This is a genomic window from Proteus sp. fly-1067, from assembly GCF_040139345.1.
Classification (GTDB): Bacteria; Pseudomonadota; Gammaproteobacteria; order Enterobacterales; family Enterobacteriaceae; genus Proteus; species Proteus vulgaris_B.
Map to the genome: position 1 here is coordinate 63096 of NZ_JBEEUL010000005.1, position 14420 is coordinate 77515.

Below are 14420 nucleotides of genomic sequence, written 5' to 3' on the forward strand. Positions count from 1 at the left end.
TCGTTCTCCTCTTAATTTGTTTCTAACGTTAATCCGTCGTAGGCAACACGGATATTGTGAGGAGCACAAACAGCTTCTAATTCGAGGTGAAGCAATTTGCCACTATGTGAAATATGCGAAACGGCAATTTGTGTTTCTTGATGTAAACAACCTTGTTGTTGCAGTTTTTCTTTCGCAGCAAATACGGTTTCTAGACTCATATGATTATCGGTACGATCTTTACCATTGAGTCCATAAGTACATTCAAAAACAACGATATCAAGTGGTTTGTTCTCTAACCATTTCCATGTTAATTCAGGGAACCAACCAGAATCATGGCCATAAAAAATTACTTTGCCATCTTTTTCAATATGATAAACGTAGCAAAGCTCCCATTTCGCATGATTAGCGAGTAATGGCGTAATTTTATAACCGTTTCTTTCTACGGTAACAAAAGGAATTAAGCAGTGAAAAGCAAAGCGCTCTTTGCTGTAACCGGGTAAAACTTCGATACAGCCATTAATTGCACGATCGTTACCAAAAATATGAAGGGGATGGTTAATTTCAAAACCATAACCTTCCATTCGGCTAAACAGATCGCCGACATTGAAATGATCAGGATGAGTGTGAGTGAATAGAAGGCTTTCAAAATTGGTAGCATCCATTCCATCACGCATTAACTGGTAACTAAATGTAGGTGATACGTCGATTAGCATAATGTCATCGACAATGGCAGAAGAGTGAGTTCTGATATCTTTCCCACCAAGTTCTCTTGCTTTCAGGCAGTGTTCACAGCGGCAGAAGGGATTGGGTATACCTTCGGAGGCCGCCGTCCCTAAAAAATGAAGTTTCATAAGAAATCCCCTTATCCTATTGTTTTATTATGATTTTATTAACTATCTGGTGTTGATTATCTATAAGCTGTAGATTAATTTGAACGTTCCAATGATAAAATGAGGATGACCATTTGCCAATAAAGGAAGATCAGATCAGTGATCTTATTCAAATTAAATTTTCTATATATTTGATTAATATGAATATAATTTGTAATTGATATTGATAATCATTTATTTGTGATAAATAGTATTAGATTGTTTTATAAGCTATTTTAAAATGGAACGTTCAAATCAATTATCGGTAGTCGCGATAAATAATTCAGGTATGCTAGTGAAAGCAGAAATTGAGATGGAAAAAGGTCAATGGCAACGATTAAAGATATTGCAAAATTAGCAGGTGTTTCTCATGGAACGGTTTCTAACGTATTGAATAAACGTGGAAATGTAAGTGTTGAGAAGATTGAAGCTGTGTATCAAGCTGCCAAACAAATGGGTTATCAGTTAAATACACAGGCTCAACTGTTAAGAACCAATAAAAGCCATAAAATAGCCATACTTTTACCTCAATTAGTTTCTGAAAAATATGCTGTTTTCTTTAATTCTTTAAGACAATCTATTGCTCATTTTCCTGAGGTTACTTACGATCTTTTCTTAACGGATGATCTGGAAACTACAGAATTGGAGGCATTACAGAAAATTGCCGCGGGTGGTTATAAACAAGTAATCACTGTAAGTTGTCTCAAAGATGCAAATATCTATTTTGACACGTTAAAATTACCCCCATCTCAAGTTGCATTTGTTTATCGCCAGCCACTTAATACTCAACGATTTTTTACGCTAGATTTTGCTCAAGCAGTTGAAGCTATTTGCCAACAGATTGCAAAAACTACAGGTAAATTAGTGGGTATTTTTATGGGGAGTAGCGACTATTTAAATAATCAAAACTTTGCCAATGAATTACAAAATCGACTTTTAGAGTATGCACCCAATAAGAAAAATGTGGTGCTTTGTGCATCAGATGAAGAGAGCTATAAAATTGCGTTCGACTTCTTTTCTATGGAGCAAATTCCGGACCTATTTATTGCGCAAGATATTGAAAAAGCTTGTTATTTAACGCAGGCGAGTTATTTTGGTAGCCACAATGATTGCCCACCTATTTTTGCATTGAGTGATAATATTCCACCTGTATTAAAAGGGTTATATTGCTTTCCAATGAACTACGCTCAACTTGGGTTAGAAGTGATTGATGCACTTATCCAAGATGAAGAGGAAATTATTGAGAATAATGTAACTTGTGTGCGTAATCAAAGTGATCATCTTTATACTTTAACGCCAGCGGTTATCAGTGAGGATAAAGCAGATATAAGTCTTAACTTATTAATTTTACCTAGCCCTTCAACCAGTGCATTAAAAAAGCTACTACCTCATTTTTATCGTCAAACAGGGATTAAAGTTAATTTAGCAATTCATCCTTACGATGAAGTGTATCAAATTTTAAGTCAGTTACATTTACATCCCTATTATGATTTATTGCGTATTGATATGGCCTGTTTTCCTTGGTTTGCGGAAAGAATATTACAGCCATTAGATAAGATTGGTAATGGATTAACGGATTTATTAAATAATTTTTCACTACCTACTCAGCAAAAATTTAGCTTAGTGAATAATGTTGCTTATGCCATGCCTTTTGATGCCAGTGCACAACTCTTATTTTATCGAAAAGACTTGTTTGAAGATCCTATTCTAAAAAGAATGTACTACGAAAAAACAGGTAATGAGTTAACTGTACCGACAACATTTGAAGAATACGATAATGTGACGCAATTTTTTACTGAGCAACATGAAGAGGGGCAATTAAGTTGCCCAATGGGGGCATCAACAACATTGGGTAGCGCGGGGTTAATTGCAACAGAGTATCTATTACGTTATTACGCCAAAGGTGGATGTTTAATAGGAAGTCATAATATTCCTAGATTAGAAATGCCTTTAGCAGGTGAAATATTAGAAGAATATTTAAAACAGTTGTCGATCACTGAGAATATTCATAATAAATGGTGGAGTGAATCGGTTAGACAATTTGAGCAAGGGCATCTTGCTATGCTTATTGCTTATATGAATTTATTTAACGATGTTGCACATAGCAATATTTTACCTAAAACAGGTTTTGCACCTGTACCCGGCAGTATTCCACAATTAGGCGGTGGCGTATTAGGGGTTTCACGTTATAGCCAAAAATCACAATATGCAGAGCAATTTTATCGTTGGCTTTATTCCCCAATGGTTATGGATCACCTTATTTTATTAGGTGGAAACAGTAATCATAAAAATTTCAGCCATAATCAAGAGATTAGCCATCGTTATCCATGGATGACATTGGCTTATCAAGAAATTAATAAGGGAATACGAGAATCTTCGGTGCCTAATGGTAAGTTATTTAATTTACGCCAAGCCGAAATTATTATCGGGCAAGGCATTACTAATGTCGTTAATAATATTATGACGATAGACGAGACTATCGAATATATAAACCAGCGTTTGTTGATAGATACTCAAGGCGAGCGGTAGATTTTATTAACTTCAATAAGAATAAAATAACAGGGGATAACAAATCCCCTGCCTATCAAGATTAAGCAATTACTCACCCGATAATGCTCTTGGAAATAATAAATTATTTTCTAAGCTAATATGATTCATTAAATCGTCGATAAACTCATTAATGCCATTATAAAGTACTCGCCATGTGGTACAGGCTTCAGGGGGTGGTGTGACATTTTTGGTAATAAATTTAATCACTTCAACAATTTCACCCGCATCATCATGTTCGTGTTCCATAACACTAATGGGGGCTCCAGCTTGGCTTCCTAAACCATTTTTTATCATAGGAAAAAGAATACGCTCTTCTTTCATCATATGGCTTGTTAGCTCATCTAATAATAGTGTTAATTGGCGAGCTAACCCTTTAGGGACAGTCGGTTTTGCTTCATGAACGCGTTCTACTTTTTCTGCTTGTAGAATAAGCTCCGGTAATTGTGTTCTGTGTTTGTCGTGGTAGCGAACAATAATAAAATCAATAATTTCACTTAATGGCGCTTGTCGCCAATCTTTTTCTAATGGTTGTTGTGAAAGTGCGAGTAATTTATTTTCAATTTCATCAATGTCTAATCCGGCTTTCTCTGCAGATTTACTTAATGTACGTTTACCTCCACAGCAAAAGTCGAGGTTATATTGACGAAAAATAGCACTGGCACCTGAAATAGACAGGGCTAGTTGACCGAGAGTTTTATCACGTAAATTCATATCGGTATCTCGTATGTTATTTAAATTAAGCGGACAGTGCTCGCAATAAAGCAAAAGCTTCTTTTACCTGTTCTTCTGTAACCACAAAGGCACGTAATACGTCATTCTCATCAAAGCCTTTAGCGATAACACCAGATTGTGTTGTATTAATATTCCACGTTAAGTCATTACGTGCGGTTTCACCGGCAAGATGTAGAGGCATTAGTGGCGTTTTCACCCGAATAATCATTGGTGGTAAATTCAGCGGTGCATTATTTTCACCTACAAGTGATTTGGCTAAATGCATCGCACTTAATTGTATTGGCTGTAAAAATGGTAATAAATTACCGTTGATTTGTGCACAATCACCTAAGGCATAAATATCACTATTACTGCTTTGTAGATATTCATTTACCATGATCCCACGATCGGTATGTAAACCCGCAAGGTGAGCTAATTCTATATTGGGTGCGAGTCCTGTAGCGGCAATAACGCAATCAACTGTTAATTGATGATGCTGATTAAATGTCGCTAAAATACCGTTATCGGTTTGTGTTAATGACTGTAATGGTGATTTCAGCATTAAGCGTACACCAATTTCAGTAAGGCTTGATTGTAAGCGACCACTGAGATCGGAAGGGATCAGAGAGGATAATAATTGCCCTGAAATATCAGCAAGGATCACTTCTTTGTTTGCTCGACTAAAATCCATGGCTAATTCAGTACCAATTAATCCTGCCCCTAAAATTAATATACGTTTAGCTTGGCGAATTTGTGCTTCATAAGCTCGGTACTCTTGTTGACTATTAAGCGTAAACATTAACTCATGGCCTGAAATAGCAGGACAATAAGTTTTCGCTCCAGTGGCTAATACCAATTTATCGTAATGCCATTGTTCACCTTTGGCACTCTGGATCCGTTTTTCATCCGTATTAATATCGACAATTTGCGTATATGGATGGATCGCGAGTTGATACTGTAGTGCAAACTCTTGGGCTGTTTGTTTGGTTAAATCATTTGCACATTGAGATTGGCTAATAACATGGCTTAAATCTGGCTTGTTATATTCATCAATACTGTCTGATGCAATTAAGGTAATGGGAAGATCTGCATTAAATTTGCGAATATTTTTGACTAATTGGCGCGCAGCAAAGCCCGCGCCAATAATGACAATCCCACTACTGAGGAGGTCTGTACTCATTTTGCCTCCTTTGCAAGTGCATCAAAGACATCTTTTCCTAATGAGCATTCAGGGCATAAGAAGTTATCAGGGACTTCGCTCCATGGTGTATTAGGTTGAACGTTTTGCATTGGTTCACCTACTGCTGGATCGTAAATCCATTGGCATACACTGCATTGCATACGTGGGCCTAAGTCGATTGCTTCAACATCTGTGATAACTTCAGGTTGTGATGAGGTTGTACAACAAGGTTGAGTCGCAGGAAGTGGCGCTAAAGCCCATTGGCGTGCAAGTTCACGTCCATATTCACGACAAATTTCTTGTGCTTGCATATCTGGGCGCCATTTAGTTTTGAGTGCTAGTGCGGTTTCAAATCCAGCGTCCATTAAACGAGTTTGAATGCGGTCAACTGCGCCACCATTCCAGCCATAACTTCCGAAAGCAGCTGCTTTTTTATTACGAAAACGTAAGCCTGTCATTTCTTCAAGCATGGCGGCAATTTTTGGCATCATGACATTATTCATTGTTGATGAACCAACAAGCACGCCCTTAGAACGAAACGCACTAGTGATAATGTCATTTTTGTCACTTTTGGCGACGTTATAGCTTTTTACAAACACATTAGGGTCAATTTCATTGATACCTTGTGCAATGGCATCTGCCATCATGCGGGTATTGTTAGACATGGTGTCATAGAAAATAGTAATACGATCTTCTTGATAATCGGCAGCCCATTTTAGATATAATTCAACAATTTGTGTTGGATTATCACGCCATACCACACCGTGAGACGTAGCAATCATATCGACAGGTAAATTAAAGCCTAAAATTTCATTAATTTTCGGTGTTACAAGGCGGCTAAATGGCGTCAAAATATTGGCGTAATAACGTTGGCATTGTTCAAATAATTCTGTTTGATCAACTTCATCGTTAAACAACCGTTCATCACAATAGTGCTGACCAAAGGCATCATTACTAAATAAAATCGCATCACCAGTTAAATAGGTCATCATGCTGTCAGGCCAATGTAGCATTGGCGTTTCAACAAAAATGAGTTGCTTGCCATTACCAATATCTAGGCTATCGCCTGTTTTGACGATATTAAAATTCCATTCAGGGTGATGATGATGTCCATTGATTGAATCAATGGCGTTTGCTGTGCAATAAATCGGGGTATTAGGAATAAAGGACATCAGCTCAGTTAATGCACCTGCGTGATCTTCTTCTGCATGATTAATAATAATGTAATCAATCTCTTCTAGATTAATTTGTGTTCGTAAATTTTGTACAAATTCACGACTGAATTTATGGTCAACGGTATCAATAAGCACATTTTTCTCTTCACGTATTAGGTAGCTGTTATAGCTACTACCTAATAATGTTTTGTATTCAGTGCCATGAAAATCACGAACTTCCCAGTCACGTTGCCCAACCCAATTAACATTATTTTTAACATGAATAGCCATTTTGTATTGTTCCTTCTCATTAATCTTTTCATAGGGATATGTATTGATATAATCAAGAAGCGTGCCAATTTTTATCTTGTTGTTTTAAAATGATTTTTGTTTTTGTGACTATTTATATATTGTCAATATGACTATCTTTATCATGTCAAAATGACCATAATAACGGTCATAATGACTATGAGGTGTTTTTATGGGATTTTCTGTTGATGTGTTGGCTAAAATTGCCATTGAATTACAAAAAGATGTTGGTCACCAAGATAGATTTCAGCGACTGGTGACCACACTTCGGCAGGTGCTAAATTGCGATGCCGCAGCATTGCTTCGCTATGAGCCTTACCAGTTTATTCCATTAGCCATAGATGGCCTTGTGCCTGATGTCTTAGGGCGTCGTTTTTTACTAGAAGGGCATCCTCGTCTCGAAACTATAGCGCGAGCAGGGGATGTGGTGCGTTTTCCAGCGGACAGTGATTTACCCGATCCTTATGATGGCCTTATTCCAGACAGAGAGCATTTAAAAGTTCATGCTTGTGTGGGGTTACCGTTATTTGCAGGACAAGATTTAATTGGTACTTTAACACTTGATGGAATGGACCCTCATCAGTTTGATACTTTCAGTGATGAAGAGCTTCGTTTAATTGCGGCATTAACTTCTGGTGCATTAAATAATGCGTTATTGATTGAACAACTCGAAAATCAAAATATGTTATTTACACCAACCAATACGTTTAAGCCCACCGTAAAAACAGAAATTATTGGTTTATCGCCTTCGATGATGCAACTAAAAAAAGAGATAGAAATTGTTGCACCCGCAGATATGAATATTTTAGTGAGTGGTGAAACGGGAACGGGTAAAGAGCTGGTGGTTAAAGCTATTCATGAAATGTCTAATCGTGCAGATAATCCGTTAGTCTATTTAAATTGTGCTGCGCTTCCTGAGAGTGTGGCAGAGAGTGAACTATTTGGGCATGTGAAAGGGGCTTTTACCGGCGCAATTAGCCATCGTAGTGGTAAATTTGAAATGGCGGATAATGGAACGTTATTCCTTGATGAAATAGGAGAATTATCATTATCACTCCAAGCCAAATTATTGCGTGTCTTACAATATGGTGATATTCAACGAATTGGTGACGATCGTAATTTACGCGTTAATGTACGTGTATTAGCAGCAACGAATCGTGATTTATGGGAGGAAGTATTAGCGGGAAATTTCCGTGCCGATCTTTTCCATCGTTTAAGTATCTTTCCTCTGCATGTTCCGCCATTACGAGAGCGAGACGAAGATATTTTGCTATTAGTGGGGTATTTCTGCGAGCAATATCGTCAGCGCTTTAATCTTACTCAAGTGATTATTAGCCCTGAATTACGCCTTTATTTATTGCATTATTCTTGGCCGGGTAATGTACGTGAATTAGAACATACCATTCATCGAGCAATCGTATTAGCGAGGGCAGGGAATAAGACAGACAGCCTTATTTTACAAGTCAGTCATTTTGCTTTAGGTACAGAAAATCTAACTCATCCAATATCACAATCGTTACCTTCTGAGGAAAAAAATTTAAAAGACGCAACGGATGAGTTTCAACGAGATTTAATTAAACAAGCATTACTGCGGAATAACCAAAATTGGGCGGCAACTGCACGAGAATTATCCCTTGATCCGGCTAACTTACGTCGTTTAACAAAACGCTTAGGGTTAAAATCATAATAATTTTAAAAAAGAATGTCCTAAACGAAAAAAGGTAATCTGGGTGCGTGGTCCAAATTACCTTAAATAATTATGTTAGGATGATTAGTTGTTAATAAATTTCTATTTTCTGAATGCGTTCACCGTGATGGTTACCAGTTCTGTTAATGTGCTATAAAATTGGCTATATCCACTCATTTTTAATTTATTTAAATAGTGAGGTAGCCATGTAGTCAAATGAAGGGAAAGTAATTCATTAACCGCGTCTTCTCTTTTTTCTGATGCTAATACCGCAGCTTGAAATAGCATCAAACCGATATGATCAACAGGCTCTGGAAAAGGCGTATTTACTTTTAAACGTTCCCGTTTTAAAAACTCACTTAGTGCAAGGGTAGAATCCCCTTGTAATAAACCTTCAGGATCTAAATAGGTTGACCCCCAAGGAGGAGCCGGTAAAGCATTAGGGCCAACAAAAAGATTTTGCCATTGGATTTTTAATTGCTCTGTATCGATAGAAACGGAATTAATTAAACGTTCACACAGACCGCTTTCAATTTTACAAGGCCACTGCGCTGCAAAATCCCCAGTTTTAAAAAAGTTGAGTGCAGTTTTATTGGTGTCATCATCAGGTGGGAATAAATAACAAATTCCCAATAAATTAAATGCAGCCGCATAATAAGAGAGTCTGCTCATAATTTTTGATACTTCCTTAAACAAACCCCAATTAATGAGGTTTGTTTTTTTATTATTTAAATGCCTTGCTCAATGACTACTAGTGAATTGAGTAGAAAACATAGCGCAACATAAAGTCAGCGATAATTGCGATCACACAGCCAAACGCAAAGATAGACTCAGTTGATTTACCTTGATTTTTAGAGGCTAGGAATTTCACTAAACTATAGCCACAAGCCAATACTGCAAAGGTTGCTAAGATCCAACAGGTAGTACGTAACGAACCAATGGAGTAATACGCTTGAATAGGCGATAACGGGAATGTCACCGATTTTTGGCTATAGAGTGTGCTAGTTAAATATTGCTCATAAAAAGGTTGATACAGTAATCGACCGATTAAGCTAAATGCCATTATTCCCCATAATTGCCATTTCCAGCATATTGGGAACGAGTCTTGAGGTATTTCTATACCTAATTTACTTCCTATACGTTGTAATATTTTGAGCAACAAGAAGAAGATAGTAGCACCTAGCGTGAACATGGCGCCAAAAAACATCACATAGGTATTGAGATCCATCCATGTCAAAATAGAGGTATGGCGATAAATTGATGCCATACAATAAATATCAAATAGCCCAATCAGAATACTGGTACTTAATAACAGCATTGAGAGTTTGCGAGTGCGCCAGAGCCATAAAAAGGTTAATCCTAGGCAACCGACAAAAATAGCAGTGACGGCGACTTCACGACTCAACCAAGCAGAAAAAACATTTCTAATGGCATTAGGAGCATTTAATGGCACACCTAAGTGAGTGATTGAGGCGATAGAGCCTAAACCCGCCAATCCACAAATAACAAATAAGGCCAACAGCATAAAGCGGTAGTAGCTTTCTGCACTAAGATAATGAGAAAGGCGACGAGCAAAAAGCCCTGTTGTTAGTGCAAGACCAATGGTCGCATTCATCATAAATGTGAAGATTAATAATGACCATTCATTCATTTTCTTTCTCCCTTATTATTAATTCCGTCATTGTTTGCACCCTGATGTGGGTTAATAACAAGGTTGGGATGCGTTATTTCAGGGGAAGGTAAACCCGTGACATAATCTAAATCGCCATAGCGTTCACGTAGTTCATCAATAGGGCCAAATTGGATCGCACCTAGCGGACAAGTAGCGACACAAACTGGCTGTTCACCTTTTTGCTGTAAATCGATACAAAAATCGCATTTTGACATCTGTTTGGTTTCTGGGTTCATCTGTGGCGCGCCATAAGGGCAAGACCACGCACAAGCACCACAACCGACACATTTGTCCGTATCTACCATGACAATACCGTCGCCTTCACGCTTATGCATTGCCGTTGTTGGGCAGTTTTTAACGCAAATTGGATCGTCACAATGGTTACAAGAGATAGATAAGGTGTAAGCAAAGACATTATTGACCAGCGCGCCTTTCGGATTACGAGTATAACCACCGCCTGTGATTTCATAGACACGGCGAAATTTACGTCCGACATCAAGGTTGTTTTTATCTTTACACGCAACCTGACACGCCTTACAACCTGAACAGCGAGCGCTGTCGATATAAAACCCTAACTGTTTGCTGCTCACCGCGGGATAAACGATAAATTTACTCATGCTTTTGTTACCTCGACCAATAATGTTTGGTGAGCATTGCCGTGTGCCATTGCGGTGCTACGAGATGATGTTAATACGTTGGCACATCCACCTTGATCTATGCCTTTCGCATCAGGTTGCCACCAAGCTCCTGCTTGCAAGGCCACGACTCCAGGCATAATTCGTTGTGTTAATTTGACGGGAACCATCGTTACCCCACGATCGTTATACACTTTGACTTTTTCGCCCTCTTTAATGTTTCTGTCTTGGGCATCTAATGGGTTAATCCAGAGTTCTTGGCGCTGTACTTCTTGCAACCAAGGATTGGCAAATTGTGTTGAGTTAGCGCGGTTACGTCCTTTCCATGTGATAAGTTGTAGCGGGAATTTATCCGTCAACGTATCTTCTGGGCCCTCAATGGCAGGCACATAATGAGAAAGCGCAGGGATATCGACATTATTCATGTCATATAAGCGTTTAGAGAAAATCTCAATTTTGCCTGATGGTGTTGGAAATGGGTTATTCTTAATGTCTTGAATATTTTTCTCAAATGCCACATTTTGAGTGTGTGGACGATGTTTTAATAAATGACGACGTTTAACCAATAGCTCTTTAAAGGTTGGAATACCATCTTCAGGACGCTTAACACTTGCGTCATTAACTAAATATTCAATCCAATCGCGGTCAGTCTCTTTCCCTTCGCTAAATTGTTCACCCACACCTAATTTATCTGCAACTTCACGTAACCAATCGTAGTCAGTACGACGTTCAAATTCAGGCTCAATCACTTTTTCAGAAAGAATAATGTAGTCGCCATAACTCCATGTACCACCGATATTCCAGCGCTCTAAGAAGCTGGTTTCTGGCAGTAAAATATCGGCGTATTTTGCACTTGGTGTCAGATACAGATCACTACAGACGATAAACTCTACTTTTGATTCATCTTCAAGGACTTTCGCAGCATGAAGAATATCGGTATTTTGGTTTGTCATGTAGTTACCCGCCATTGAGAAAATCATCTTGATTTCAGTATCAAGTTTCTCTGCATTCAGTAACCCATTTTGTGGTGTGACTAAATTCTTATCTTCACAGGCTTGTACCCAGTTGGTGATATTGATTTTTGCTTTAACGGGGTTGGTTAATAGACTTGGCCCTGCGATGGTTTTACGCAGTTCAGAGTTTAATGCCATACCATAACCTGCAGCCCAACCACCACGAACACCCACATTGCCGGTGATAGTTGCAAGTAATGTTGCACCGCGTGCCGTCCGTTCACCACAAATATGGCGTTGTGGTCCCCAGCCTTGCATTAATGCCGCGGGTTTTGTGGATGCATATTCACGCGCTAATTGTTTAATAGTATCTGCGGGTACTTTAGTGATGGTTTCAGCCCATTCAGGGGTTTTCTTAATACCATCTTTTTTACCCATTAAATAGGCAACTAACGATTCATTTTCACCCACCCCTTCAGGCATTTGGTGCTCATCAAAGCCAACTGTGTACTTATCAATAAAAGTTTGGTCATGCAGATTTTCGCTTACGATGACATACATCATCGCATCCATCATGGCATTATCTGTTGTTGGCAGTAACGGGATCCATTGATCAGCTAAAGAAGAGGCGGTATCAGAATAACGAGGGTCAACGACAATAAATTTAGTGCCGTTTTTCTTCATTTTTTGGAAGAAATGGTTTGAATGTCCAAAAATAGTTTCATTGGGATTATGACCCCATAAAATCACCAGTGGTGTATTTTCTAAGGTGTCTAGCGTACTGCCACTGGCAGCAGTTCCATAAGTGTAAGGGGTGACAGCTAAGGTATTGCCATTACTAACGGAGTGATAGTTTTCCAGAAAACCTCCGGTGATATTAAACAGGCGACGTAACATATTCGCACCTGAGAAAATACCGCCAGTGACACCCGTACTTAAGCTTACAAAGCGTGATGCAGGGCCATATTGCTGGTTAATACGTTGCATATTTTGTGCAATAAGAGTGGTCGCTTCTTCCCAAGTGATACGTTCAAATTTGCCTTCGCCACGTTTACCAACGCGTTTCATTGGGTATTTTAAACGGTCTGGATGATAGACAAATTTACGATAACCGCGGCCTCGAACACAGGCACGCATAATAGGCATCTCTTCATCTAGATCAGCATCGGGACGTGTGCTAATACGGGTGACTTTGCCATCTTTCACGTGGGCACGAATATCGCATTTACCGCCACAGTCAAAGCTACTGCAAGTTGAAACAACGCGTTCACCATCTTCAGTTGTTATTGGTTTTACGGGAATAGCGTCATCTGTTGTCGCAGCAAAAGAGTTTGATGCGAGAAAAGGAAGGGTAACTAATGCTGAACTCGCTTGAATAAAGTGACGGCGGCTAACATCGTTGAGAATGCTCTTTGTATCACTATCGTGATCGGACTGATTGCTCATAATGAACTCTACCTTAAACATAATAGGCGGATCCCGATATACCCGATACTTGATATAAAGAATGTGCGTGATTTTTCTAGGCTATGAATAAAGGGAATGTCTGGTATCCGCTGCATTATTATTGAATGCATAGATAAGTGCAGCATGCTCGAAATAACATCTGCGAGAGGGATAGTAGTTGATTAATCTTTTGCCAACATTCTAAAACCAGACAATGACATTTGAATTTCAGCCTATTTACTAAGGGTGTTAAGGGCTCGTTTTTTGATTGTTAATAGGGTTTGTAAAATAGATATCAAGAAGGTTGAAATTTCACATAATACACTTTCGCTATTTATTTAAATATATAGCGATTTTAATTATATAGCTCATTATTTGCCAGTGTGTAGAGTGCGTGAGAACTGCTATATTAAAAAGGACGAAAATAAAAAGAGAGTGGCCCAAAGTGTGAGAAATGTACCGTTAAAAAGCGTTGATTCACTTGACCGAGATGTTATTGCGCTGGGTACAGACTATTTGCCCAATACGTTGCTAGAAACACACCAACATCGTCGAGCGCAATTTTTATACCCTGCTACGGGATTAATTGAAGTGAGTACAGATGATGGTGAGTGGGTTATTCCACCATCTTGTGGTGTGTGGATCCCACCAGAAACTGGGCATGAAACTCGTATGTTAGATGTGAGTACTCGAAGCTTGTATATCGAGCCTTCCGCCGCACCTCGCCATAGTAAACAATGTGAAGTAGTTAGTGTTTCCCCTCTTTTTCGTCAACTATTGCTTGAAGCTGTAGATGTGCCTGCAGAATATGATAAAAAAGGGCGAGATGGCCTTTTAATGCAGTTAATCTTATGCGAATTAGCGAAAGCAAAACCGTTACCATTTTTTGCGCCTATTCCACAAGATAGTAAATTAGCTAAATTATGTCGTGATTTTATTCGTAACCCGAAAATAGATTCTTTACCGCAACAGTGGGCAGATAGATTACATAAAAGTGAGCGCTCTTTTAGCCGTTTTTTCCGCCAACAAACAGGAATGTCGTTTTCACAATGGCGACAACAAGTCTGCTTATTGAATTCATTAACACAAATCTTATCTGGACGCGGTATTACTGAAATTGCCTTTGACTTGGGTTATAACAGTGCTGGTTCATTCTCGACAATGTTCAAAAAACAGATGGGGCAATCGCCTTCTCATTTTAGTATGGATGCGCTGGATATCGATAGGTTTTAGTTAATGTATATATCAGATAATTATGATAAAAACGCACTT

General features: G+C 38.6%; 11 protein-coding genes. 3 read left to right on the top strand and 8 right to left on the bottom strand.

Annotated features, from left to right (window positions below; translation table 11 throughout):
- Positions 1–11 precede the first annotated feature (11 nt).
- Complete coding sequence (locus tag ABN217_RS09035; RefSeq protein ID WP_197269749.1) at positions 12–833, bottom strand: MBL fold metallo-hydrolase; 822 nt, start codon at positions 831–833, stop codon at positions 12–14.
- Positions 834–1178: 345 nt separating this feature from the next.
- Here ABN217_RS09035 and ABN217_RS09040 point away from each other — a divergent pair, with 345 nt between their 5' ends.
- Entirely contained in the window at positions 1179–3380 is a 2202-nt protein-coding gene (locus ABN217_RS09040; protein WP_349459337.1) for an extracellular solute-binding protein, read from the top strand.
- 69 nt (positions 3381–3449) lie between these two features.
- On the opposite strand, the gene ytfE is transcribed toward ABN217_RS09040, so the two are convergent.
- From ytfE to norV, 3 genes are read right to left on the bottom strand one after another with little or no spacing between them, the layout of a single operon-like run.
- The gene (ytfE, locus tag ABN217_RS09045; RefSeq protein WP_197269751.1) at positions 3450–4112 is read right to left on the bottom strand and encodes an iron-sulfur cluster repair protein YtfE; all 663 of its coding nucleotides are present in this window, start codon (positions 4110–4112) and stop codon (positions 3450–3452) included.
- 25 nt (positions 4113–4137) lie between these two features.
- A complete protein-coding gene (gene norW / locus ABN217_RS09050) occupies positions 4138–5292 on the bottom strand; it encodes an NADH:flavorubredoxin reductase NorW (RefSeq protein WP_349459338.1) in 1155 nt (384 codons plus the stop codon).
- Positions 5289–6737, bottom strand: coding sequence for an anaerobic nitric oxide reductase flavorubredoxin (gene norV / locus ABN217_RS09055; RefSeq protein WP_197269753.1), 1449 nt, complete (start codon positions 6735–6737; stop codon positions 5289–5291). Before norV ends, norW begins: the two co-directional genes overlap by 4 nt.
- Positions 6738–6927: 190 nt before the next feature.
- On the opposite strand from norV, the gene norR reads away from it, so the two are divergent.
- A complete protein-coding gene (gene norR / locus ABN217_RS09060) occupies positions 6928–8442 on the top strand; it encodes a nitric oxide reductase transcriptional regulator NorR (protein WP_072068912.1) in 1515 nt (504 codons plus the stop codon).
- 102 nt (positions 8443–8544) lie between these two features.
- On the opposite strand, the gene ABN217_RS09065 is transcribed toward norR, so the two are convergent.
- The 4 genes from ABN217_RS09065 to ABN217_RS09080 form a co-directional block, all read right to left on the bottom strand.
- A complete protein-coding gene (locus ABN217_RS09065; protein ID WP_072068911.1) occupies positions 8545–9114 on the bottom strand; it encodes a molecular chaperone TorD family protein in 570 nt (189 codons plus the stop codon).
- A 79-nt stretch (positions 9115–9193) separates the two neighbouring features.
- Positions 9194–10093 (bottom strand): dimethyl sulfoxide reductase anchor subunit family protein, encoded by a 900-nt coding sequence (locus tag ABN217_RS09070; RefSeq protein WP_196554434.1) that lies wholly within the window; start codon positions 10091–10093, stop codon positions 9194–9196.
- Positions 10090–10731 carry a DMSO/selenate family reductase complex B subunit gene (locus ABN217_RS09075; RefSeq protein WP_072068909.1) on the bottom strand — a complete coding sequence of 214 codons (642 nt, stop codon included), beginning with the start codon at positions 10729–10731 and terminating at the stop codon, positions 10090–10092. The genes ABN217_RS09070 and ABN217_RS09075 overlap by 4 nt, the downstream gene beginning before the upstream one ends.
- Positions 10728–13148 carry a DMSO/selenate family reductase complex A subunit gene (locus ABN217_RS09080; RefSeq protein WP_196554433.1) on the bottom strand — a complete coding sequence of 807 codons (2421 nt, stop codon included), beginning with the start codon at positions 13146–13148 and terminating at the stop codon, positions 10728–10730. Before ABN217_RS09080 ends, ABN217_RS09075 begins: the two co-directional genes overlap by 4 nt.
- A 447-nt stretch (positions 13149–13595) precedes the next feature.
- On the opposite strand from ABN217_RS09080, the gene ABN217_RS09085 reads away from it, so the two are divergent.
- Positions 13596–14381 (top strand): AraC family transcriptional regulator, encoded by a 786-nt coding sequence (locus ABN217_RS09085; RefSeq protein WP_072068907.1) that lies wholly within the window; start codon positions 13596–13598, stop codon positions 14379–14381.
- Positions 14382–14420 lie beyond the last annotated feature (39 nt).